The 22,075-nt window shown below is 69.4% G+C and carries 26 protein-coding genes; 13 read left to right on the top strand and 13 right to left on the bottom strand.

Features of this window, described 5'->3' with window-relative positions; translation table 11 throughout:
• Window positions 1–342 precede the first annotated feature (342 nt).
• Window positions 343–531, top strand: a complete 189-nt coding sequence (locus VF647_00800; protein HEX8450596.1) for a hypothetical protein — start codon at window positions 343–345, stop codon at window positions 529–531.
• An 83-nt stretch (window positions 532–614) separates the two neighbouring features.
• Here the strand turns inward: VF647_00800 and VF647_00795 are convergent, their stop codons facing one another.
• The 5 genes from VF647_00795 to VF647_00775 form a co-directional block, all read right to left on the bottom strand.
• Window positions 615–995, bottom strand: a complete 381-nt coding sequence (locus VF647_00795) for a DUF3221 domain-containing protein (protein HEX8450595.1) — start codon at window positions 993–995, stop codon at window positions 615–617.
• 7 nt (window positions 996–1,002) lie between these two features.
• The gene (locus VF647_00790; GenBank protein ID HEX8450594.1) at window positions 1,003–1,629 is read right to left on the bottom strand and encodes a YIP1 family protein; all 627 of its coding nucleotides are present in this window, start codon (window positions 1,627–1,629) and stop codon (window positions 1,003–1,005) included.
• A gap of 194 nt (window positions 1,630–1,823) precedes the next feature.
• Window positions 1,824–3,098: a DUF445 domain-containing protein gene (locus VF647_00785; protein ID HEX8450593.1), complete on the bottom strand. Its 1,275-nt coding sequence runs from the start codon at window positions 3,096–3,098 to the stop codon at window positions 1,824–1,826.
• Window positions 3,099–3,269: 171 nt separating this feature from the next.
• Entirely contained in the window at window positions 3,270–3,506 is a 237-nt protein-coding gene (locus VF647_00780) for a hypothetical protein (protein ID HEX8450592.1), read from the bottom strand.
• The gene (locus VF647_00775; protein HEX8450591.1) at window positions 3,503–4,609 is read right to left on the bottom strand and encodes a DUF3616 domain-containing protein; all 1,107 of its coding nucleotides are present in this window, start codon (window positions 4,607–4,609) and stop codon (window positions 3,503–3,505) included. The genes VF647_00780 and VF647_00775 overlap by 4 nt, the downstream gene beginning before the upstream one ends.
• A gap of 135 nt (window positions 4,610–4,744) precedes the next feature.
• Here VF647_00775 and VF647_00770 point away from each other — a divergent pair, with 135 nt between their 5' ends.
• Both VF647_00770 and VF647_00765 read left to right on the top strand, forming a co-directional pair.
• Window positions 4,745–5,410 carry an HD domain-containing protein gene (locus VF647_00770; GenBank protein ID HEX8450590.1) on the top strand — a complete coding sequence of 222 codons (666 nt, stop codon included), beginning with the start codon at window positions 4,745–4,747 and terminating at the stop codon, window positions 5,408–5,410.
• Window positions 5,401–6,306, top strand: coding sequence for an MBL fold metallo-hydrolase (locus VF647_00765; GenBank protein HEX8450589.1), 906 nt, complete (start codon window positions 5,401–5,403; stop codon window positions 6,304–6,306). The genes VF647_00770 and VF647_00765 overlap by 10 nt, the downstream gene beginning before the upstream one ends.
• An 85-nt stretch (window positions 6,307–6,391) precedes the next feature.
• Here the strand turns inward: VF647_00765 and VF647_00760 are convergent, their stop codons facing one another.
• Window positions 6,392–6,628: a hypothetical protein gene (locus VF647_00760; protein ID HEX8450588.1), complete on the bottom strand. Its 237-nt coding sequence runs from the start codon at window positions 6,626–6,628 to the stop codon at window positions 6,392–6,394.
• Window positions 6,629–6,770: 142 nt separating this feature from the next.
• Here VF647_00760 and VF647_00755 point away from each other — a divergent pair, with 142 nt between their 5' ends.
• Both VF647_00755 and VF647_00750 read left to right on the top strand, forming a co-directional pair.
• Window positions 6,771–7,133, top strand: a complete 363-nt coding sequence (locus tag VF647_00755) for a hypothetical protein (GenBank protein ID HEX8450587.1) — start codon at window positions 6,771–6,773, stop codon at window positions 7,131–7,133.
• Between the two features lie 119 nt (window positions 7,134–7,252).
• Complete coding sequence (locus VF647_00750) at window positions 7,253–8,080, top strand: DUF72 domain-containing protein (protein HEX8450586.1); 828 nt, start codon at window positions 7,253–7,255, stop codon at window positions 8,078–8,080.
• A gap of 169 nt (window positions 8,081–8,249) precedes the next feature.
• Here VF647_00750 and VF647_00745 read toward each other — a convergent pair whose 3' ends face one another.
• The 3 genes from VF647_00745 to VF647_00735 all read right to left on the bottom strand — a co-directional run bounded on the left by VF647_00745 (window position 8,250) and on the right by VF647_00735 (window position 12,011).
• Window positions 8,250–8,879 (bottom strand): L,D-transpeptidase, encoded by a 630-nt coding sequence (locus tag VF647_00745; GenBank protein ID HEX8450585.1) that lies wholly within the window; start codon window positions 8,877–8,879, stop codon window positions 8,250–8,252.
• 271 nt (window positions 8,880–9,150) lie between these two features.
• Window positions 9,151–10,602 carry a pitrilysin family protein gene (locus tag VF647_00740; GenBank protein HEX8450584.1) on the bottom strand — a complete coding sequence of 484 codons (1,452 nt, stop codon included), beginning with the start codon at window positions 10,600–10,602 and terminating at the stop codon, window positions 9,151–9,153.
• Window positions 10,599–12,011, bottom strand: a complete 1,413-nt coding sequence (locus VF647_00735; GenBank protein HEX8450583.1) for a pitrilysin family protein — start codon at window positions 12,009–12,011, stop codon at window positions 10,599–10,601. The genes VF647_00740 and VF647_00735 overlap by 4 nt, the downstream gene beginning before the upstream one ends.
• 279 nt (window positions 12,012–12,290) lie before the next feature.
• Between VF647_00735 and VF647_00730 the strand changes: the two genes are divergently transcribed.
• The 5 genes from VF647_00730 (at window position 12,291) to VF647_00710 (ending at window position 14,849) form a co-directional block, all read left to right on the top strand.
• On the top strand, window positions 12,291–12,674 hold the full coding sequence (locus VF647_00730) for an endonuclease domain-containing protein (protein ID HEX8450582.1): 384 nt from the start codon (window positions 12,291–12,293) through the stop codon (window positions 12,672–12,674).
• 81 nt (window positions 12,675–12,755) lie between these two features.
• A complete protein-coding gene (locus VF647_00725; protein ID HEX8450581.1) occupies window positions 12,756–13,646 on the top strand; it encodes a deoxyribonuclease IV in 891 nt (296 codons plus the stop codon).
• The gene (locus tag VF647_00720) at window positions 13,643–14,140 is read left to right on the top strand and encodes a CAP domain-containing protein (GenBank protein HEX8450580.1); all 498 of its coding nucleotides are present in this window, start codon (window positions 13,643–13,645) and stop codon (window positions 14,138–14,140) included. Before VF647_00725 ends, VF647_00720 begins: the two co-directional genes overlap by 4 nt.
• Window positions 14,137–14,391 (top strand): hypothetical protein, encoded by a 255-nt coding sequence (locus VF647_00715; protein HEX8450579.1) that lies wholly within the window; start codon window positions 14,137–14,139, stop codon window positions 14,389–14,391. The genes VF647_00720 and VF647_00715 overlap by 4 nt, the downstream gene beginning before the upstream one ends.
• Window positions 14,388–14,849, top strand: coding sequence for a YhcH/YjgK/YiaL family protein (locus VF647_00710; protein HEX8450578.1), 462 nt, complete (start codon window positions 14,388–14,390; stop codon window positions 14,847–14,849). Before VF647_00715 ends, VF647_00710 begins: the two co-directional genes overlap by 4 nt.
• A 22-nt stretch (window positions 14,850–14,871) precedes the next feature.
• Here the strand turns inward: VF647_00710 and nadS are convergent, their stop codons facing one another.
• Both nadS and VF647_00700 read right to left on the bottom strand, forming a co-directional pair.
• The gene (nadS, locus tag VF647_00705) at window positions 14,872–15,156 is read right to left on the bottom strand and encodes a NadS family protein (protein HEX8450577.1); all 285 of its coding nucleotides are present in this window, start codon (window positions 15,154–15,156) and stop codon (window positions 14,872–14,874) included.
• 9 nt (window positions 15,157–15,165) lie between these two features.
• Window positions 15,166–15,495 (bottom strand): hypothetical protein, encoded by a 330-nt coding sequence (locus VF647_00700; protein ID HEX8450576.1) that lies wholly within the window; start codon window positions 15,493–15,495, stop codon window positions 15,166–15,168.
• Between the two features lie 321 nt (window positions 15,496–15,816).
• Here VF647_00700 and VF647_00695 point away from each other — a divergent pair, with 321 nt between their 5' ends.
• The 3 genes from VF647_00695 to VF647_00685 all read left to right on the top strand — a co-directional run bounded on the left by VF647_00695 (window position 15,817) and on the right by VF647_00685 (window position 18,908).
• Window positions 15,817–16,809, top strand: coding sequence for a hypothetical protein (locus VF647_00695; protein HEX8450575.1), 993 nt, complete (start codon window positions 15,817–15,819; stop codon window positions 16,807–16,809).
• Complete coding sequence (locus VF647_00690) at window positions 16,806–17,846, top strand: LLM class flavin-dependent oxidoreductase (protein ID HEX8450574.1); 1,041 nt, start codon at window positions 16,806–16,808, stop codon at window positions 17,844–17,846. Before VF647_00695 ends, VF647_00690 begins: the two co-directional genes overlap by 4 nt.
• Window positions 17,847–18,107: 261 nt before the next feature.
• Entirely contained in the window at window positions 18,108–18,908 is an 801-nt protein-coding gene (locus VF647_00685; GenBank protein ID HEX8450573.1) for a discoidin domain-containing protein, read from the top strand.
• A gap of 443 nt (window positions 18,909–19,351) precedes the next feature.
• Here VF647_00685 and VF647_00680 read toward each other — a convergent pair whose 3' ends face one another.
• Both VF647_00680 and VF647_00675 read right to left on the bottom strand, forming a co-directional pair.
• Window positions 19,352–20,446 carry a tail fiber domain-containing protein gene (locus VF647_00680; protein HEX8450572.1) on the bottom strand — a complete coding sequence of 365 codons (1,095 nt, stop codon included), beginning with the start codon at window positions 20,444–20,446 and terminating at the stop codon, window positions 19,352–19,354.
• 104 nt (window positions 20,447–20,550) lie between these two features.
• On the bottom strand, window positions 20,551–22,075 hold a 1,525-nt coding region (locus tag VF647_00675; protein ID HEX8450571.1), incomplete at its 5' end, for a hypothetical protein.

Below are 22,075 nucleotides of genomic sequence, written 5' to 3'. Positions count from 1 at the left end.
TCGCGGGCGAGATCATCCCGCGTACCCTGACATTCACGCGGGCCGAGGCACGGGCGCGATAAATCGGTGGAGCACGCGGCATTCCGCCCCCTCTCTCGATAACAGAGGGCGGAGCCCTCTCCTGTTATCGGGAGAGGGGGCAGCGAGGAACGAGCGGGGGTGAGGGCCGCCTGACCCACGAATGGGCCAATCGGCGTGCGCCGCATGGGACACCGCCCCACCCTCCATCCTTCACGCCTGGCGAAACTCCCAGCAATTCCGCCACGTTTGCATAAAGGAGGTCAGGCACATCGGATGCGAAGTACGGATGTGGGCGAAGTCCATCGCCCAGAGGAGGTTGCCATGGAAGTTGCTCGTCGGTACGTGGAGAGTTGCCCGTCGCGGTTCGCGGCGTACGTGGCACTGCAGTGTGCGCTCATGCGCTGTTTCCTGGCGCGCGGCGGCACGGCCGAAGACTTCTGCGTCCGCCTGGCGCCCGTCTATCACCGGCGGTACGCGCCGGTGCTGCTGGAAGGCGCGTCGACTCGCTGACCGAAAGTCCGCTCCACGAACGTCGGCGGCCGCTCCCTTTCGGGGGCGGCCGCCGCGTTGTTTGTCACAGCAGTAGCTGAGCGCTACGGAGCGGGCTCGGGCACGATCACCACCAGCCGGGCCGTGGCCTGCGCGGGGTACGACCTCATCACCGGCCCGGTGAACCACGCCTGAACGCGCGTGCCCACCCGCAGCTCCTCCGCGGCGGCGGGGGCGAGACCGCCGGCGGTGCGACGCACGACGCGCGCGCCGCTCCCCACCGTCACCCGCGCCACGGGGTAGCCGGCGCTGCGTGCGGAATCCTGCTGGATCAGCAGCGACACCCCGCGCTGCACCTCGCGGCGCTCCGTGATAGTGCCGATGATGTCCGGGGCCTGCTCGGGAAGGGGCTCGGCGCCGGGGCGGGCGCATGCCGCCGCCAGCACCAGCGCCAGGAACGCGCACCGCCCCGTCATACGCCGCATGGGGAGATCAGCTGGCCATCCCCAACATCGCCACGATCACGCCCAGCAGCATCATCGGAATCAGAAGCGCCAGCCAGCCGACGAGGGCGGTGAGCACCGCCTTACCCGTGCTCACGTCCAGCGCCTGGCGAATGGCGACGATCCCCGCCACCAGCACCCAGATCGCGACGGCGAACTTCACCAGGCCGCCCAGGGCGGGGATGATCCCCAGGACGTAGAACACACCCGGCGCCTGTGCGAAGCCGATGGTTCGCAGGAGCTCGCCCCAGTCAGCCGTCCCGCCGAAGAACATCGTCCCGATCAGGTACGTGATGCCGGACCAGATGACCCAGCCGACGATCGCCATGATCAGCCCCGCGACCATCCCGGTCGTCCCTTGGCCCATGCTGCCGATTGCGGAACAGATCGCCGCCACCGCCACCACGACGGCGGCCTGGCCGGTCGCGTCGCGATCCGCCTCGACCTCTTCGTAGGTGGGAATGTCCAGCCGGGCGGCGCCGATGGCGCGCTCCACGAGGGAACGGCGTGCGAAGGGGGCTCCGCTGGTGTAGGACTCGGTCATGGTCTCCTCGGGCGTGGCGCGGCGGGTGCCGCGGTGGGTAAGGGCCTGCGGCTTCACGAGTTGGATCGCCACCTGAGTACGCGGCGCTCCCGCGCGAGTTTCGCGCGGGCGGATCGGCGGGTGCTCGTCGGGCGAAAGTGGACTCGAACGGCGGGCGAAAAAGATGCTGCGGCTCGCGCTGATGCTAATGCCCAGGCCGCTTTGCCGCAACGATTTCGTACGAAGCGGGGCCGGCGCGGAGAGGGATTCTCCGCGCCGGCGCACGTCTACACCCCGAAGACGCGCCCGATGGCGTAGATCGCGAGGCCCGCGAGGCCGCCCACCAGGGTGCCGTTGATGCGGATGAACTGCAGGTCCTTGCCGATCTGGAGCTCGATCTTGCGCGTGGTGTCTTCCGGGTCCCACGCGGCGACGGTGGTGGAGATGAGCCCCGCGATCTCGTGCCGGTACTGCTCCACCACGTAGATCACCGCGTTCTCGATCCACAACTCCACCTTCTCCAGCAGCTCGTCGTCCTCCACCAGCGACTGCCCCACGCGCGTGACGGCGTGGCCGATGCGGCGGCGGAACTCGCTCTCCGGGTCGGCGGCGTTCTTGAGGAGCGATGCCTTGAGGTCGCCCCACAGCGAGGCGGAGTAGTCGCGCACAGCGGGGTGGCTGAGGACCTCTTCCTTGAACGCCTCGCCGCGCTCGATGGTCTGAGGCGACTCCTGCAGGCGCACGATGAACTCCGCGACCGCCTCGTTGAAGCGCCCCCGCAGCGGGTGGCCGGGGTCGGAGGCCACCTCGTGCAGCGTCTTCTCCACGCTCCCCACCAGCTTCTCGAAGATCTTGTCGTCCACCTGCGTCGGCACCCACCACGGAGTCTCGCGGCCGATGCGCTCGCGGATCATCCCGTGGTTCTCGTCCACCAGACGGCCCAGCAGGCGGATGGCGGAGTCCAGCAGCTCCTGGTGCCGGTTGTCCTGCGTGACAAGTGACAACACGCGCGCCACCACGGGAGTGACCTGGGTCCTGCGCACGCGGCCCATCACGTTGTCCTGGATGATCTCCTGCACGTCCTCGTCGCGCAGCACCTGCACCACACCAGACACGGCGGCCGCGGCGTGCCGTCCCACCGACTCGCCGTGCTCGGGGCGCGCGAGCCACTCCGCCCCCTTTCGCGCCGCCCCGGCCGAGCGCAGGCGGGTGCGGATGATGGCCGGGGAGAGGAAGTTGTTCTGGACGAAGTTCCCCAGGCTCCTCCCGATCCGGTCCTTGCGGTTGGGGATGATGGCCGTGTGGGGGATCTTGATCCCCATGGGGTAGCGGAAGAGGGCGGTGACGGCGAACCAGTCCGCCAGTCCGCCGATCATCGCCGCCTCAGCCGTGGCGCGCAGATACCCGAAGCCGGGCCAGCGCGTCTCCAGCACCCGCGACACGATGTACACCGCGAACGCCAGCACCAGCAGCCCCGTGGCGCGGCGCTTCATGGTGGTGAGCTGCGTCTGCTTCAGCGCCTCGTCCTGGACCGGCTGAAGCGCGATCTCTCCCGTCTGCATCGAATCTCCGGAATGTGAAATCGGGTCCGTTACCTGTCACAAGTTGCCCGGCGAGTAAACTCGCGGCAACAACAGCACAAAGTCCGCCTGCGCGGACTCCCGGGTCGAGTATCCGCGCGACCCTGACGCACTAACGCACTCACGCACTAACGCACTTTCTTTCCCGTCACCTCAGCGGTGGTCCCCCGGCTCGCTCCACCCCGTGAGCGCGCGCAGCTCCGCGGCGAGCGGGGCGTCGCGGCTCGCGAGGAAGACGATCGTCTGGTCCGCCTGTGTGGCGAAGAGGTACTTGATGAACCCCGCCGCCGTGCGGTCGAGACCGCGCTCCACGCATCGGGACAGCGCCGCGTCCACTTCGCGCAGCGCGTCGCCCTTTTTGATGAAGATGTGGGCCGGACCCTGGCTCATGCTCCTTCGTCCAGTTCGAAGACGTCCGCCAGCACGCCGCCGGGCACCAGCCTTCCGTCGGAGACGGCATCGTACAGCACCATCACGGACGCGCGCGCGCCGCCGGGGAAGAGCGCGACGGCCTCCGGGTGGTCGTCGTGGCGCGCGCGGTCGTGCGGAAGCTGGAGCGCGGGGTGCAGCTCGTGGCCACGCACCAGCGAGGACCGCTCGGCCTTGGCGCCGCCCGGCCAGCGCCAGAGCGTCGACGGGGCGGAGAGGTCCATCGTGGCGCCGGCCAGCACCAGCAGGTCGTCGCCGTCGCGGCGGATGTCGCGGATCCCCATCCCCTCAAGATCGAGGAAGTGTTTCCTGTAACGCTCCCCGCCATCGCCGATCTTGCGGAGGCGCAGGCGGTCGGGACGTTTGCGGTCGGGCGCGGGCTCCAGCTCCAGGATGATCGCCCACCCGCGCAGCACCGGGCCGCGCAGCCCCACGAAGATCCTGTCCCCCAGCACCGCCAGCCCCTCGACGTCGAAGCCGTTGTCCTTGCCCGGGATGCGCATGAAGGGGCCCAGGTGCGCGTCCTCTTGTAGCTCGCGGAAGATGCCGCCCTTGGACCCCTTCCCCCGCAGCCGCGCGGCGGTCAGCTCCGCCTCCGGATTGCCCGGGTCGGGACACGAGCGCACCGGCACCAGCCCGCCGCCGTCCGGGTCCTGCGCGAGCGGGATGCGGGCGAGGAAGTAGCGGCTGGCGTCGGTCTCCACCTTGGCGAGCCGCGCGATGGCCTCCGCGTCGTCCTCGCCATCCTTGGCCTTGCTCCGCTTGCGGCTGTTGGAGCCCACCACCCACAGGTAGGGCGCGGCGTACGCCAGCCCCTCCACGTCCACCTCTCCGTCCGCGGGGAGGTCGATCAGGTCGGCGAGCGCGTACGTACGGTGCGCTCCGAAGCTGCCATCCGGGCGCAGCCGCAGGCGCTCCAGGGTGGGCGTCTCGTCGCAGGCCACCCACAGGTAGTCGCCCGTGCGCTCCACGGCGGAGATGCCCTGGCGAAGCCGTTCCGGGTCGCTGGCGCCGCCGGGATCGGCGTCGAAGTAGAGCGGTACGGTGAAGACGGGAAAGGGCATCCGCGAGGTCCGGGGCTGGTGGGTTTCGATGGCTCCACACGCGAGCGACGCACACGCGGTGCCGCACGCTTGCAGGGCGCCGCCGCGTGCGTACATTGGCCACGCCTCCACGCCCGCACACCCACCCCGCCGCACATGACGAGCCCGCACGAGATCCTGGCGCGCACCGAGCTCTTCGTCCGCCAGCGCATGCACGGCGACGGCTCCGGCCACGACTGGTGGCACGTGGACCGCGTGCGCCGCACCGCGCTGCGCCTGGCGAGCGAGGAGGGCGCCGATCCGTACGTCGTGGAGCTCGCCGCGCTGCTGCACGACGTCTGGGACCACAAGCTCCACGCCGGCGACGACAGCGTGGCCCCGCGCGAGATCCGCCGCTGGCTGCAAGAGGCCGGCGCGGAGGAGCCTGTCGTCGAGCACGTCTGTGAGATCGTGGCCGGATTGTCGTTCAAGGGAGCCGGCGTCGCCACGCCCATGCGAACCCCGGAGGGCGCGGTGGTGCAGGACGCCGACCGCCTGGACGCCATCGGGGCCGTGGGGATCGCGCGGGCCTTCGCCTTCGGGGGGAGCCGGGGGCGGCCGCTGCACGATCCCGAGACGGAGCCCGAGCCGCACGCCACCTTCGACGCCTATCGCGCCGGCACGGGCGGCACCACGCACCACTTCCACGAGAAGCTCTTCCTGCTGCGCGACCGCATGAACACCGCCGCCGCTCGGCGCCTGGCGGAGGGGCGGCACCGCTTCATGGAGGAGTTCCTGCGGCGCTTCCACGACGAGTGGAACGGGGAGGACGCATGGAGCTGACCTCGCTCGGCGGCGGCGTGCACGTGCTGCGCGGGTCCGTGAACAGCGGGCTGGTGGAGACGGGGCGCGGGCTGCTGGCCATCGACACGGGGCTGGACCGCGGCGCCGCCAACCGGATCGCGCGGGCCGCGGAGGAGCTGGGGCGCCCCCTTGTCGCCATCCTCAACACCCACGCCCACGCGGACCACCATGGCGGCAACGCGCAGCTCGTGCGCCGCTTCGGCATCCCGGTGTACGCCCCCGCCATCGAGGAGGCGACCATCCGCCACCCGCGCCTGGAGCCCGTTTACCTGTTCGGCGGCGCAGAGCCGGTCAGCGTCCTCGCCAACAAATTCCTCCAGGCGGAGCCCTCCCCCGTGGACCACGTCGTCCATGCAGGGGAGAGCGTTACAATCGACGGGCGCACCTTTTCGCTGATCGACCTCGCCGGGCACAGCATGGCGCAGGTCGGCGTGGGTGTCGATCTGGAGACGGCGCAGGGCGTCCTCTTCGCGGCGGACGCGTTCTTTGGAAGCGAGCCGCTCGCCAAGCACGGCGTCCCCTACCTGGTGGATGCGCGCGGGATGCAGAACAGCCTGCGGCGTCTCCAGTCACACCCCGCCGCCTGGTACGTTCCCGGCCACGGCGAGCCGGAGAACGACGCGCGAAACCCCGTGTTCGCCGAGAACTTCGCCGCACTGGAGCGCGCCTTCGACTGGCTGGGCGAGCGGGTGCACCGCGCCCCGGCATCCACCGAGGAGCTGCTCGTGGAGTTCGCAGCCGCGATGGGGATGCGGCTGGACAGCCCGTCGTCGTGGGTGCTGAATCGGGCGGCGCTGCTCGGCTTCCTGGGTGCGATGGAGCGCGAGGGAACGCTGCGGGTGGTGCTGGAGGAGGGGCGGTGGCTGTGGGTGTGACGAGGGGGCCCCTTTTTCTGCCCGGGATGCACGGGTGGGCGGCCCCTGGGTCAGGGGCCGCCCGTCGTTGCTTCCGCCGCGTCTGTTAGAAGCTGGACGGCGGGGGGGTGGGGCTCGTGCTGCCGTTGCCGCGGAAGTACTGCACCGCCTTCATCACCAGCCACGCCAGGATGACCAGCGGCAGGATCTTGGTGATCAGGAACCCGCCCAGGAAAAAGGCGATCCCCAGCACGGTCGCGACGATCTTCAGCGCGAAGATGGCGAGGATGACGATCACGACCCACTTCAGCACGTTCTCGAAATCGGAATTGCGGTTGCTCACGGGGTCCTCCAGGTGAAACGCTGTGGTTTCCGGCGGTCTTGTGCCCGTACGGGGAGGGTTCGCGGATAGTTTCAACGGCATCGGTATCGAAGTTGCCCGCCCTTCCATCGACCGTGAAAACCGGCCCGCGAGCACCCCTGCAATGAGCGAAACGGACGAAGCGCAGCGCGAGTTCATCCGCGCATGGTACACCTGGCGCCACACGCCGCTCCCGGTGGACACGTACCGAGCGAACCGGAGCGGCGAGCCCAGCTACACCGTCGAGTTCGCGCTGGACCACCTGCGCAGCTACGTCTACGCGCTGGGCTCCGCGTTCATGGAGGAGCGCCCGCGCGACTACCCGGCCCTCGTCGCGGACCAGCTCGAGCAGCTCCACAACGCCGAGGCGGACCTGGAGAACGGCCCCATCCTCGAGGATCGCCGCGCGCCCTATCGCGAGTACATCGCCGCCACGCGCATCGTCCTCCACCGTCTCCTCGCACGGGCGACGGCACAGCGCGGGTGAGTACGGCGAATCTCACGCGGAGGCGCGGAGACGCAGAAGTGGGGCGGAGTTCTCTCTGCGTCTCCGCGTCTCCGCGTGAGGCCGCTGTTGCAGTTCCAAATCGTAACCACTAGAGGCGAATGACCGAGCCCGGCCGCATCCGCATCGGCACACAGGGATGGAACTACACCGGGTGGGTGGGCGCCTTCTACCCGGACGGCACGCGCCCGGCCGACTTCCTGGGCCTGTACGCGAAGGCGTTCGACGTGGTGGAGGTCGATTCCACCTTTTACGCCGTCCCCGCGCCGAAAACCGTGCGCGGATGGGCCGAGCGCACGCCGGAAGGGTTCACCTTCGCCCTCAAGATGCCGCAGGAGATCACCCACGAGCGCCGCCTGCAGGACGCCGGCGACGTGGTGGCGGAGTTCATGGACGCGGCGCGCGAGCTGGGGCCCAAGCTGGGGCCGGTCCTGGTGCAGATGGGGCCCGACTTCCAGCCCCACGAGCTGGACGCCCTCCGCCGCTTCCTCCCCGGGCTGCCGCGGGACGTGAGCTTCGCGGTCGAGGTCCGCAACCGGAAGTGGATGAAGCCGGCCATCCTCGCCGAGCTCCTCTCCCTGCTCGCGGAGCACGAGGCGGCGCTGGCACTCAGCGACGGCAAGTGGATCCCGCGCGAAACGATGATGGAGCTGGCGATGCGCCCCACCGCGCCCTTTCACTACGTCCGCTGGATGGGGCCCAACCGCGACGTCGTCGACTACTCGCACGTGCAGTTCCCGCGCGAGGAGGAGCTCGAATCGTGGACGGAGGTGCTCGGGCGCGTGGCGACGAAGGGGGTACAGATCTTCGGCTTCTTCAACAACCACTTCTCCGGCCACAGCCCCGCCACCGCCCGCGAGCTCCAGCGCCGCCTCGGCCTGCGTCCCGTGGACCCCTCGCTGCTTTCCGAGCAGACGTCGCTGTTTTAACGACGAACAGCGGTCTCACGCGGAGACGCGGAGGCGCAGAGAGAACTCCGCGTGCTCCTCTGCGTCTCCGCGCCTCCGCGTGAGGCCCAGCGATGGCTGCAATAAGAGAAAACGAGAGGCATGGAGAAAGATCTCCGTGCCTCTCGTTCTTTGGGGACCCCGGGAGCCGCTACGCGCGGATGCGGACGGGCACGGGCCTGGGGAGGCGCACCTCACGCGAGGTGCCCGCCTCCGCGAGCGTCTGCTGAAACCACGCCGGGTCGCGCGTGGCGCCGCCGTGCTCCATCAGGATGCGCCCCAGCTCCGCCGCGTCGATGTTGCGCATGCGAATGCACCCGTGCGACGCGGGGCGGCCCAGCGAGCTGGTGAGCCCGGTGCCGTGGATGTAGAAGTCCGGCGCGCGGAAGAAGATCTTGATGCGCCCCATCGGGTTGCCCGGGGAGCCGGGCGGCTCGTAGCTCTTGCCGCGCGCCCACCCCGACGGCGGCGGGCGCCAGCTCGGGTTCCAGATCATGTGCCGGATGGTGAAGCTCCCCTGCGGCGTGGGATACCCCGCGGCGCCGATCGACACCGGAAAACGCCGCAGCACCCGCTCCCCGTCCATCACGAAGAGCGTGTGATCGGAAAGGTCCACCGTCACCGTCAGGCGCTCGGCTTTGGCCACCGGCTGCGACACCGCGGCTTCCATCGTGGACACGATCAGCCCCGTGTCCCGAGGCGCCCTGGACTGCGCGCTCGCCATCACGGGTACCACCAGCACCCCCAGCCCTACCAGCAATCCACGACGACAGATTCGCATATACCTTTGCTGCGTAACGAGTTGATTCCCGCGCACGCTCCTCCCGACCGGCCAATATCATGCCACGCGTCGGCGCTCGGCAAGGGGGCGTGTGACTGTCACGCACCCGCGCTGCACCAGGCCGGCGCGTCGAATGTGGACGATCCGGAGGGCTTCGGGGTCACGGACGGCGAGTGGCGGACTGCCAATCCGTGACTTGTGACGGACTGAAAAAAGAGGGGCCGCGGACGAATCCGCGGCCCCTCCCTGCATCACCCGCAGCGAAGCGGGATCAGCGAACCTTGGTGCCCGATGCGTCAAGCACTTCGACGGTGCCCAGGTTCAGGGCGCGGATCGGCGCCTCGATCTTGGACAGGTCGCCGGCCACCACGATGGTCAGCGCGCCCGGCGTGAGGCGCTCGCGGCCCACGCGGCTGATGTCGGCCGGGGTCAGCGCGGACATCTGCTGGAGGTACGTGTTGTAGTAGTTGAGCGGCTGGCCGTTCTGCAGCAGCGTCTGCATCCGCCCGGCCAGGCCCTGCACCGTCTGCACCGAGTTGGGGAAGCTGGAAACCACGTTCGCCAGCGAGCCGCGCAGCTCCTCCTGCGGCACCGCCTCGGTGGCGATGCGCTTGTACTCGCGCACGATCTCCGCGACGGCCGAGTCGGTGGCGTTGGTGCGCACCGACGAGTTCACCGCGAAGTCGCCGGCGTTGGGGAAGGTGGTCATCCCGCTGAACGCGCCGTACGTCCACCCGTGCGACTCGCGCAGGTTCATGTTGACGCGTGCGCGGAACCCGCCGCCCAGCACCTGCGAAAGCGCGCTGAAGGGGATGACGTCCGGGCTGCTGGCCGCGAGGGCGGGCTGCCCCACGAAGACGCCGGACTGCACCGAGCCGGGGCGGTCCACCAGGATGATGCGCGTGCCCGACGACGCCACCGGCGCCGGGGCCGGAAGGGTGGCCTGCACCGCGCCGGGAGCCGTCCAGCGGCCCAGCGCCTGCTCGGCGATGCGGCGGCCCTCTTCCGGCGTCACGTCGCCCACCAGCAGCACCGTGGTGTTGGCCGGCGAGTACATCCGCTGGTGGAAGCCCACCACGTCGGCGCGGCTGATGCCGGGAAGCGTGGCCGCGGTGCCGCTCACCGGGCGCGAGTAGCCGCTCGCGGGGTCGTACACGGCGCGGTTGAAGGCGAGCGCCGCAAGCCCCTGCACTGTGGAGGTGCTGTTCATGTACGCCGCGGCCAGCTGGTTGCGCACCCGGGCCACCTCACCCTCCACGAACGACGGCTCCGTGAGGGTGGTGGCGGCCAGGCTCATCGCCTCGGCGAAGGTGCCCTTGGGCGATGTGACGCTGACGGTGGCGTAGTTGTAGCCGGCGCCCGTGCCGAGCTGCGCACCCAGCGCCTCCACACGCTCCGCGAGCTGCGGGCCGGTGAGGGTGCGGGTCCCCTCGTCCAGCATCTGCGCCGTCAGCGAGGCCAGGCCGTTCTTCTCGGCCGGCTCGTACACGCTCCCCGCCGCCACCAGCACGCGGCCGGTGACGATGGGAAGGGAGTGCTTCTCCACCACCACCACGCGCACGCCGTTGGACAGGCGCATCTCTCGCACGGGCGGCACGGTGAAGGGGCGGAGCGGCCCCGGCGCGGGCGGCTGCTCGGTGGGCGCGGGCTGCTGCTGCGCGCTCGCGGGGAGCGCAAGGGCCATCACTCCCGCACAGGCGGCGGGAAGGAGAAAGCGGTTCATCGGTTCACCTGCGTGGCGGTGGTGGGGGCGGGGGTGGCCGGGCGCGGCTTGGGAACGAACACCAGCACGGCGCGGTTGGCGGGCACCATCCGCTCGCGCACCAGCGCCTGCATCTGCGCCGCGGTCACGGCCTGGATCGCCTGGAGGCGCGTGTTGATCCAGTTGGGGTCGCGGTAGAAGGTGTACCCCTGCGCCAGCACGTCCGCGCGGCCGCCGAAGCCGCCCATCGTCTGCAGCCCGTTGATCAGGGCGAAGCGGGCGTTGACCTTGATGCGGTCCAGCGCCGCCGGGGTGATGGAGGCGGCGATGCGGTCCAGCTCCTCGGTGAGGGCGGCCTCCAGCGAGTCGGGGCGGGCGCCGGGCTTGCCGGTGGCCGTCACGATCATCAGGTCGGCGCCGTCCACGAAGCCGAAGTTGAAGGCGCCGGCGCCGGTCGCCACCTGCCGCCCGCGCACCAGTGACTGGAAGAGCGGCCCGGTGCGCGACGACAGCATCCCGGTCAGAAGCTGCACCGCGTCGCCCTGGCGGTCGCGCGCGGCGGGCATGCGGAAGCCGATGTACACGGCCGGTGCCGGGGCGTTGGCGTCCTCGATCACCTCGCGCGAGCCCTGCCCGATGATGGCCGGCAGCGTCATGCTGCGCAGCGGCGGCGGGGCGGGGCCGCGGCGGATGTCGCCGAAGTGCTTGCGCACCATCGCCTTGGTGCGCTCCACTTCGATGTCGCCCGCCACCACCAGCACGGCATTGTTGGGCGCGTAGTAGGTGCGGAAGAAGCTGGTGACGTCGTCCACCGTGGCGGCCGAGAGGTCTTCCATCGAGCCGATCACGGAGTGGTGGTACGGGTGCCCGGCGGGAAAGACCTTTGCGAGCATCCGCTCCTGCCACACGCCGTACGGCTGGTTCTCGTAAGACTGGCGGCGCTCGTTCTTCACCACCTCGCGCTGGTTCTCCAGCTTGCCGGGGTTGAGCGTCTCGGTCAGCGTCCCCATCCGGTCGCTCTCCAGCCACAGCGCCAGCTCCACCTGGTTGGAGGGCACCGTCTCGAAGTAGTTGGTGCGGTCCGTGTTGGTGGTGCCGTTGATGTCCGACCCGGCGCGGGCGCCGGCATCCTCCAGCAGCGCGAAGTGCCTGCCGTCCGGCACGTTGCGGCTCCCCTTGAACATCATGTGCTCGAAGAGGTGCGCGAAGCCGGTGCGGCCCGGCTGCTCGTGCTTGGAGCCCACGTTGTACCACACCGCCACCGCCGCCACCGGCGCCGAGCGGTCCACGTGGTACAGCACCTTGAGGCCGTTGGGCAGCGTCTCTTCGGTGTAGGCGATGCGGACGGACTCGCCCGCGGGGGCGCGCTGGGCGGCGGCCATTCCCGGCGCGAGCGCCAGCAGGGGCGCGACGAACAGGAGTCGTTTCATAGATCCCTCGTGCGGATGACGGATGCGATCGGGAGGCCTCCCGACCGCTGGGTGCTGCGTGCTCCGGGGAGGAGCCTTCGCGCGGAATGAACTCCGCGACGGCCTGCTAGTTTAGTAGCACCGGCCGCAAATGGCAACCGGTGTTTACGCGCCACCGCGCGTACCAGATTGTTTTGGGGGGTTGCGGCGCGGGGGTCAAGTGCGGAGCTTCCCCCCTCCCCCAGCCCCTCCCCCGCAAGCGGGAGAGGGGAGCACATCTGCGCACCTCCCGGAGACGGTGTGGACCGCAAGCACACGGGCAGGCGCATCCCGCAGGTGTTGCAAGCGGCGCGGGCCATGCGGAAGAACTCGACACCGGCCGAGCGGGTGCTCTGGAACGAGCTGCGCGACCACCGCTTCTGCGACGTGCCTTTTCGGCGACAGCACCCCCTCGACCGCTTCGTACTGGATTTCTACTGCCCCTCGCGCAAGCTGGCCATCGAGGTAGACGGCGAGATCCACGACCACCAGCGCGAGCATGACGAAGAACGCACAAAGGCCCTCGCGGCACGCGGCATCCGCGTGATCCGCTTCCGAAACGAGGACGTGCTCGAGCGCCTCGACGAGGTGCTCCAAACCTTGCGTTCCGAGATCCTAACACCCGGCGCGGACCCCCGCCGATAGTCACCCCCTCCCCCGCTTGCGGGGGAAGGGGGCCGGGGGGTGGGGGAACCGCCCGCAACCGACCCTTCAGCCCAGCCGCACATGCCCCACTTCATCGGCGCGCACACCATCGACAACGGCGGCATCCACATGGCCGCGCTGCGGGCCGGCAACTCCGGCGCGCGGGCGCTGCAGATCTTCACGGCGCCGCCGCGCTTCTACGGCGAAAAGGCGGGGATGAAGCCGGAGAAGGCGCGCCGCTTCCACGCCGCGCTCTCCGAGGTGGGGATCAGGCCGGAGCACGTGGTGGTGCACGGCGCGTACGTGCTGGGCGTCGCCACGCCGGACGAGGCGAAGTGGGTGCGCGCCAGCGCGGGCCTCACGAAAGAGCTGGAGCGCTCGACCGCGCTGGGGGTGGGCGCGATCTGCTTCCACCCGGGCTCCGCCAGCGACGGCGACACGGCGGCCGCGGCGGAGCGCGTCGCCCGCGCCATCACCGCGGCGCTGCGCGCGGTGCAGGGCTCCACGCGCGTGCTGGTGGAGAACACGGCCGGCGCCGGCAAGACGCTCGGCCGCACCGCCGCCGAGGTGGGCGACATCCTGCGCCACGTGCCCGACGAGCTGCGCGAGCGCACGGGGTACGGGCTGGACACCTGCCACCTCTTCGCGTCCGGCTACCCGCTCAACGAGTCGAAGAAGCGGGTCGGCGAGATCCTGGACGAGTGGGAGGAGGCCACGGGCGAGCACCCCGGCTTCATCCACCTCAACGACAGCGAGGGGACGCTGGGGAGCAACAAGGACCGCCACCTGCTGATCGGCGAGGGCGAGATCGGCGCGGACGCGTTCGGGTGGCTCCTGGCCGACCCCCGCAGCCGCGACATCCCGCTGATCCTGGAGACGCCGCAGGAGAATCCCGAGATCGCCGACGACGACCCCACGGGCGATCCCTGGGACGTGCGCATGATCGAGCTGCTGAACGGGATGAAGAAATGAGGACGTGGATGATGTGGGTGGCGCTCGCGCTCCAGGCCGCGTGCGTTCCCCCCGCTGCGATGACCCCGCCCGCGCGCGGCGGCGGATCGGCGCCGGTCGCGAGCGCTGCATCACCGGCGAACGACGCGCAGGCCGTCCACGCCGCGGTCAACCGGCACCGGCAGAGCCGCGGGTGTGCGCCGCTGGTGTGGAGCGAGGCGGCGGCGCGCGCGGCCCAGCGCCACAGCGAAGACATGGTGCGCCGCCGCTACTTCAGCCACACCTCGCCGGACGGCACGCAGCCGTGGGACCGCATGCGCGCGCAGGGGCTCAGCTTTACGCGCGCCGCGGAGAACATCGCCATGAACGGCGGCGGCGCCGAGGCCACGGTGCGCGGTTGGATCAACAGCCCTGGGCACCGCGCCAACATCGAGAACTGCGCGCTGACCCACACGGGCGTGGGCGTGGCGGGCGATTACTGGACCCAGGTCTTCTTCACCGCGACGGGCGGATGAACGACGACGTCCGCGCGCGCCGCGAGAACCGCCGCCGCTTCCTGGAGCGCCTGTACGACGCCAGCGAGCACGGCGACAGCGAATACCTGGACGGCTACGACCTCGCCGACGCGCTCCAGCTCACGCGGCAGGACGCGGAGCGCATCGTCCGCTACCACGAGGACCACGGCTTCGTGACGACGACCGGGCGCCACGGCCTCACCGTCCGCATCACCGCGCGCGGCATCGACCACGTGGAGCGCGGCGAGTGATCCACACCCCCCTCCACCACGCGGACCGCTACCTCCCCGCCCTGCCCGGAATGGCGGAGGCGCTCGCCTGGCTCCGCGCCTTCGACCCCGCCCTCCCTGACGGCCGCCACGCCATCGACGGCGACCGCGTGTTCGCGCTGGTCTCGTCGTACGCCACGGGCCCGTCCACCGAGAAGCGCTTCGAGGCCCACCGCCGCCACGCCGACGTGCAGTGGATCGCCTCCGGCGCCGAGCGCATCCTCTACCTCCCCGCGGATGGCCTCACCGTCGCCGAGCCGTACAGCGACGAGAACGACATCCTCTTCTTCGAGGAGCCGAAGGTGAGCTCCTCCCTCCTCCTCAACCCCGGCGACGCGGCGCTCTTCTTCCCCGAAGACGCGCACAAGCCTGGATGCATGGCCGGCGCCCGCCACGACGTCCGCAAGGTGGTGGTAAAGATCCGGCTCGCGGAACGTTAGAGCGCGGAGGAGCGAACCCAGGCTACGCGTGTTCGAGAATTACTTCCGGGTGCTTGGCCGCGATCTGGAGGAGCCGCATGGCCGGGCCGCTGGGTTCGCGACGCCCCTGCTCCCAGTCCTGGAGTGTCGCCACGCTGATGCAGAGCGCGGCGGCAAACCGATCCTGCGTCAGCCCGAGCCGCTCGCGGATCGCGCGCGGGTCCGGCTCCCCCACGAAGCTCACCGCGGCAGGCGCCTGCTCGCCTCGCAGGTACGCGCCTGCCTCTTCGACGCTTCCAATCAGTTCATCGAACAACTCGTTCTTCATGGCTCCTCCTTAGAGTTGGCGGGCTCGCGCGGACTCGTCGGTCCACTTGGCTTTGCGGAAGGCGATGGGGCGGGCGCCGGCGGCGGCGAGCAGGTCGAGCGCCTCCTCGGTGAAGACGGTGCCGACGGCGAGGATGCCGTCGGGCGCGGGGGTGTCCAGGCGGCCGAGCGCTTTGCGGACCGGCGGCGAGGGGACCACGTCGCGCGGCGTGTGGGCGAAGAGGAGGAGCGAATACTCGCCCTCCGGCCGCGTGTCGGCGGTGACGGCGTCCTGGTATGCCGGGGGCACCAGGTGGCGGAGCTTGGCGCCCGTGACGCGGGCGTAGATGGTCGCTTTCATGGCGGCACACGGCTGCAAGGATGGGGCTACCCTCGCCCACAGGCGGGCAGCGGCGCGCGTCGCTGGACCGGCACCCCCTTGCCCGTTCCGGCGCAACCGTTTACACTCGAACGCATGGCGAACCACGCTTCCATGCGCATGTGCTGCTGTCCCTGCCGGCATCGCCGGCAGAGGGGCGCGGCGCGCGTGCGTGGGAACCGGGTCGGCATGAACTGACCGACGAAGGGGTGAGACAACCCCGTCCCACGAAACGACGAGGCCGCGACCCCCGCACGGGAGTTGCGGCTTTTCAACATACTCCAGAGCACGACAGGAGCCCGCATGTCCGCTACGCCTGAACGCCCGATCGCCATCTTCTACGAGCACCCCGAGTGGTTCCGCCCCCTCTTCGCGGAGCTGGACCGCCGCGGCACGCCGTACGTCAAGATCCACGCGGGCGAGCACGGCTTCGACCCGGCCGAGGAGCCGGAGTACTCGCTGGTGTTCAACCGGATGAGCCCTTCCGCGTTCAACCGCGGCAACGCGAACGCCATCTTCTACACCACCTCGTACCTGGGCTTCCTGCGCGAGAAGGGGATCCGCGTCATCAACGGCTACGACGCGTGGCTCACCGAGATCTCCAAGGCGCACCAACTCGCGCTCCTGCACCGGCTGGGGCTGCCGTATCCGAAGGCGCGCGCCATCAACCACGCCTCGCAGGCGGTTGGCGCGGCGGAGGGGCTGCGCTTCCCCATCGTCATCAAGCCCAACATCGGCGGGAGCGGCGCGGGGGTGCGGCGCTTCGACTCGCCCGCGGAGCTTGCGGCCGCCGCGGAGGCCGGCCAGCTGGAGCTGGGGATCGACTCGGTGGCGCTGGTGCAGGAGTTCATCCCGCAGGAGGAGAGCCGCATCGTGCGCGTGGAGGTGCTGGGCGGCGAGTACCTGTACGGCATCCGCATCTACACCCCCGGCAACTCCTTCGACCTCTGCCCCGCCGACGTCTGCCAGCGGGTGGACGGCGCCGCGCTCGACGCGCAGATCTGCGCCGTGGACGCGCCCAAGCGGGGGCTGCGCGTGGAAGGCTATGAGCCCCCCGCCGAGATCCGCGAGCAGGTGGAGGCGATCATGCGCGCCGCGCGCATCGACGTCGGCGGCATCGAGTACATGATCGACGCGCGTGACGGGCAGCTCTACTTCTACGACATCAACGCCCTCTCCAACTTCGTGGCCGATGCACCCAACGTGATCGGCTTCGACCCATTCGCGCGGCTGGCGGACTACCTGGAGGAGCAGGCGGGGATCGAGGCGCCGGTGCTGCAGGAGGTGGGGGCATGAGGTTCGGCTTCTGGCTCCCCGTCTTCGGCGGTTGGCTGCGCAACGTCCCCGACGAGGGGATGACGGCGTCTTGGGAGTACGCCAGGCGCCTGACGCAGCGCGCCGAGCAGATCGGCTTCGACCTGACGCTGGTGGCGGAGCTCAACCTGAACGACATCAAGGGGATGGACGCCCCGTCGCTGGACGCCTGGTCCACGGCGGCGGCGCTGGCGGCGGTCACGGAGCGGCTGGAGATCATGGTGGCGGTGCGCCCCACCTTCCATCAGCCCGCCCTCCTCGCCAAGCAGGCGGCCAACATCGACCACATCAGCAACGGACGGCTGTCACTCAACGTCGTGTCGTCGTGGTGGGCGACCGAGGCGAAGAAGTACGGCATCCAGTTCGACCAGCACGACGACCGCTACGCCCGCACCAGCGAGTGGCTGGACGTGGTGGACGGGATGTGGAAGGAGCCGCGCTTCGACTACCAGGGGAAGTACTACGGCGTAGATGACGCCATCCTTGAGCCGAAGCCGGTGCAGCGCCCGCGCCCCACCATCTACGCGGGTGGCGAGTCGCCGGCCGCCAAGGCGCTGATCTCACAGAAGTGCGACGCCTGGCTCACCCATGGCGACCCGCCCGAGACGATCGCCGCCAAGGTGGCCGACCTGCGCGAGCGCCGCGAGCGGCTGGAGCTCCCGCCGATGAAGTTCGGCGCCGCCGGCTACGCAATCGTGCGCGGCACGGAGGCCGATGCGCAACGCGAGGTGGCGCGCATCACCGAGGTGCGCGAGGGGACGGCGGGGTACGCCAACTACCAGGACTGGCTCAACAACACGCAGCTCGAGCAGCGCGTCTCCCTGGAGGACTACTCCGTCTCCAACCGCGGCCTGCGCTCGGGGCTCGTCGGCACGCCGGAGCAGGTGGCGGAGCGTATCATCGAGTTCGAGCGCGCCGGGCTGGACCTGCTCCTCCTCCAGTTCTCTCCGCAGCTGGAGGAGATGGAGCGTTTCGCCGAAGAGGTGATCCCGCTGGTGAACGGGGTACATGTGAGCTAGAGCAGCACCTGGCGGGAGCCGCGAACCGGGGTGGAAGCAGGGCACGCGCAGGTAGAGCGGGGCAGCGCGGGTCAGGCGCCTCGCGGCCGCTGAGGGAACCAACACTATCTTCCAGCCTCAGTTGTATCACAGAAACTCGCCTTGCTCCGAAAGCGCAGTGATTGGCTGCGTCACGGAGGAGGCGCTGGTCTGCAGCCAAATTCCACGCGTTGGGTGTATAAAATAAAACCTGGTCAGGGGAACTCCTAAACAGAGGTTTAGATGTCAAATCGAGCTTTGGGGAAACTGGTCGAAGAGGATGTCGGAAACCCTGAATGCACTACGGATGGCATAATTACTGGCTACACAGGGAACCACGGATTCACGCATGTGAACTGGCCGGGGACACTAACCGTCGATCTTGGGGCAACTTTTCAGATAATCTGCATACGATTTCTTTTATGGGATCAACGGGGGATTCGGGGCGGCCAGAGAGCAACCCGCCGCTACCTGTACCGCTTACTCACCTCCGTTGATCACGAAACCTGGACGGTGCATTACGACACAGGTTATCAGGGTTCTAATGGCTGGCAGGTTTTTGACTTTGCCTCACCGTTCACAGCACGCTATGTCCGACTACATGGCCTCTGGAACTCCGACAATGATGGCTTCCATGTTGTGGAACTGGAAGCTCATGACGATGTCCCGCCGCCAACGGAGCACGAGGTCGTGTTTCAGAAGACTCTGAATCGCGCCCTTGAAACAGAGGCAGGCGATGGGCTCCCGTTAGAAGTAGGTATGAGCAGGGTAATCCGGTCACTCGAGAGACTGGTGCGCGAGAATCAGCAAGTGCTTAACCCAGGCCCTTTCAATGAACTGATTTCTCAACTGAGGACGCAGGCGCGCGACATCGCCGCTATTGAGCAAAGCATGTTCGCAGTCCGACGTGAAATTATTGAACCTGTGAAACGTGAGCTTGAGGGCTCATCGAGACTGGGCCGAACCTCACTTTTCATTACGATTGTTTGCGGCTTGCTTGCCGTTGTGTCCTTAGTGTTCACATTGTGGCAAACATTCAAGTAACCATTATTCCTGCTCGGGAGACTGGACGGCAGACTGCGACCATCGCGCGTAGGAAAGGGAGAGGATTGCCGCCAAGTTGGCCGATCTCCGCGCACGCCGCGAGCCGCTGGAGCTGCAATCGATGAAGTTTGGCGCGGCTCGTACGCCATCGTGCGCAGTTCCGAGGCCGACGCGCAGCGCGAGGTGGCGCGCTCACTGAGGTGCGCGAGGAGACGCCGGGTTACGCCAACCACCAGAACCTGCCTCAACAACACCCCCCTGCGCTTCGGGCTCCTCGGCACCCCGGAGCGGAGCGCATCCTGTAGTTCGAGCGAGCGGGCTGGACTTGCTCCTGCTCCGGTTCTCTCCGCAACTCGAGGAGACGGAGCGACTCGCCGAAAAGTTGATCCCGCTGGCCAAAGGCGCGGCGGCGTAGCGAAAGCCTTGATGGAGCCCCCTTCCGTTCAGTCCTGCTTCGGAGACGAGAGTAGCGCTTCGATCCGGGCCAGCCGCGCGGCAAGGTCGCGGTTCTCGGCGCGCAGCTTCTCGATCTCGGCGCGCGCGGCGGCGAGGTCGGCCTGCTGCTGCGTGGTGCGCCGGTCCAGCGCCTGCACGCCAGCCAGCGCCACGCCGTCCGCGTCCACCGTGCCGATCACCTTCTCGTCGTTCCCCAGGCCGAACGCGGCGCGGAAGTCCTGCGCCGTGGGCCCAAGGTGGCGGATGGAGGAGTCCTCCACCCGGTAGCTCCACGTCTGGATCGGCATGGAGCGAAGGCGCGTGAGCACGTCCTCGCCGGCCAGCGCCCGGAACAGGTGCTTGCGGTTCACGTCCGAGGTGTTGGTCCAGATCCCGGCGTTGCTGAGGTAGGCGCCGGTGCTGGTGGAGATCATCGCGTCGCTCTGGCCGAAGTACGGGTTGGCGGATCCACAGACCGCGGAATTCACGGACGGGCCGCCGAACGCGACGCCGCTGGTGGCGGCCTGGTTGGTGTTGATGCGCATTCCGCAGCTCACGCGCCACACGGCCTGGCCGGGGAACTCGGCCCGCACCGAGTCCTGCGTGCCCCCGGTGACGTTGTCCCCGAAGACGAACGAACCGCGTCTCGCGTTGGTGTGTGCGTGGTAGCCCAGCGCCACGGAAGCGTATCCGGAGGCGGTGTTGTCCTCACCCACGGCGAAGCTGGAGCCGTTGGCCGCGGTGGTCCGCAGGCCGAGTGCGACACCGTGGTCCCCGCTGGCGCGCACGCTCTCGCCCAGCGCCACCGAGCCAAGCCCGATGTTCGCGTTGTCCCACTGCGTACCGTTGACGTAGCCCGCGCGGAACGCCGCTTTCTCCGGGTGCCACATCATGCGCGTGCCGGAGCCCTCCGTCGGGATCCCCGTGGCGCTGTTGCCGGCGTAGGTGCCGCCGAAGATGGCGCCGCCGTTGATGTTGACGCGGAAGAGGCTCGCGCCGGCGCGCGACACCGCGAGCGCGGAGTCGGGGGTCTGCGCGTGCAGCGCGGCGCCCGGGAGCAGCAGGAGAGCGGCGGCGATGGCCAAAGTGCGGGGGGTCGTCATCTGGATAACGGTTCGTCTGGTGTAAGTGGAAGCCGGCACGTGCGGATGGCGGCGGGTCCGGTGCGGCATGATGGATCGAAGGTTCCGCGCGATGCGTCGCGGCATCACGGAATCGCGATGGTGAGGGGCTGCCCGTTCGTGTAGAGGCTGCCGGTGATGTTGACCGCGCCCGTCGCCTTCACGGCCCCCTGGAGCTTGATCCCTCCGCTCACCTTGACCGCGTTGGCCGTGCCCTGCACCTGCGCGCCGCTCCCGCTCACCAGCAGCGTGCCGTTGCTCACCGTGCCCGTGGGCGCGTTCACGTTGCCAGTCACGGTAAGGGTGAAGCCGCCGAGCCCCAGCGTGGTGGCGGAGCCCGCGTTCATCACCAGGCTCAGCACCGTCTTGTCGCCGTCGGTGATCTGCGGCTGCTGCGCGGTCGCGGCGATCACGGCGGTGTCGCCGGCCGCGGGCACCCTGAGCGCGTCCCAGTTGCCCGCGTTCGACCATTCGGTGGAGACCGCGCCCGTCCACGTGACGTAGGTGGGAGAGGGCTGCACCTGGAACGAGTTGCTGGTGCCGCTCTCCGTGCCTCCCTTGTGCGTGGCCGTCAGCGTGAACGTCCCCGAGGTTCCCATGGTGATGCTGTGCGCGCTCAGCACGCCGGCCGTGAAGGCGCCGGAGGTCGCCCCTGACGTGATCCCGCCAGCGGGGGTGGAGGTGAAGACCACCGTGTCGGCGAAGGAGGTGACGGTGTTGTCGTACTGGTCCTGCGCGGTGACCGTCACGTTGAACGGCAGATTCGCCGTCTGGGCGCCGATGCTGTCGATGCGGAAGTGGTGGAGCGCGCCTGGGGTCACGTCGAACGTCCCGCTCGTCGCCGCCGTCAGCGTGCCGGAGCTGGCGATCAGCGTGTAGCCGGTCCCGACTTTGTCGATGCTGAGGTCGGCGAAAGTCGCGATTCCGCCCACCGCCGCCACCGCGACCGTGCCCGTCAGAGAGCCCGCGGAGGGGTTGGTGCCGATTGCGATCCGCACCGTGTCGGCCGCAGTGGCGACCACGTTGCTGTCCGCGTCGATGATCGCCACCTGCACGGCGGGAGCGATGGCGGACCCCGCGGCCACGCTCGACGGCTGGACCGTGAAGGCCAGCGCCGCCGGGGCGCCCGGAGTGATGTCGAAGGGGCCGCTCGTCGTGCCCGTGAGGCTGCCGGAGCTGGCGGCCAGCGTGTAGCCGGCCCCCGCCTTGTTGATCGACAGGTCGGAGAAGGTCGCGACGCCGTTCACCGCCGCCACCGTCGCCGTGCCGGAGAGCGTGCCGCTCGCCGGGTTGTTGCCGATGGCGATGGTCACGTTGTCCGTGGCCGTCGTGACCGTGTTGCCGTTGGCGTCCTGGATCGCCACCGTCACGGCGGGCGTGATCGACGCGCCCGCCACCGTGTTCGACGGCTGCTGCACGAAGCCCAGCTTGGCCGACGCGCCCACCCTGGTGGTGATGTCGCCGCTCGTCCCGGACACGGTGCCGTCGTTCGCCGTCACCGTGTGCACCGTGCCGGCCGTCGTGCTCGTGGTGAACGACACCGTCGCCACCCCGCTCGCGTTCGTCTGGCTGGTGGGAGTGGCGAAGGAGCCGCCGTTGGTGCTGCTCCAC

The sequence above is a fragment of the Longimicrobium sp. genome, from assembly GCA_036387335.1.
In the GTDB taxonomy this organism is placed as follows: domain Bacteria; phylum Gemmatimonadota; class Gemmatimonadetes; order Longimicrobiales; family Longimicrobiaceae; genus Longimicrobium.
This window is presented reverse-complemented; position numbering and strand designations above follow the sequence as displayed.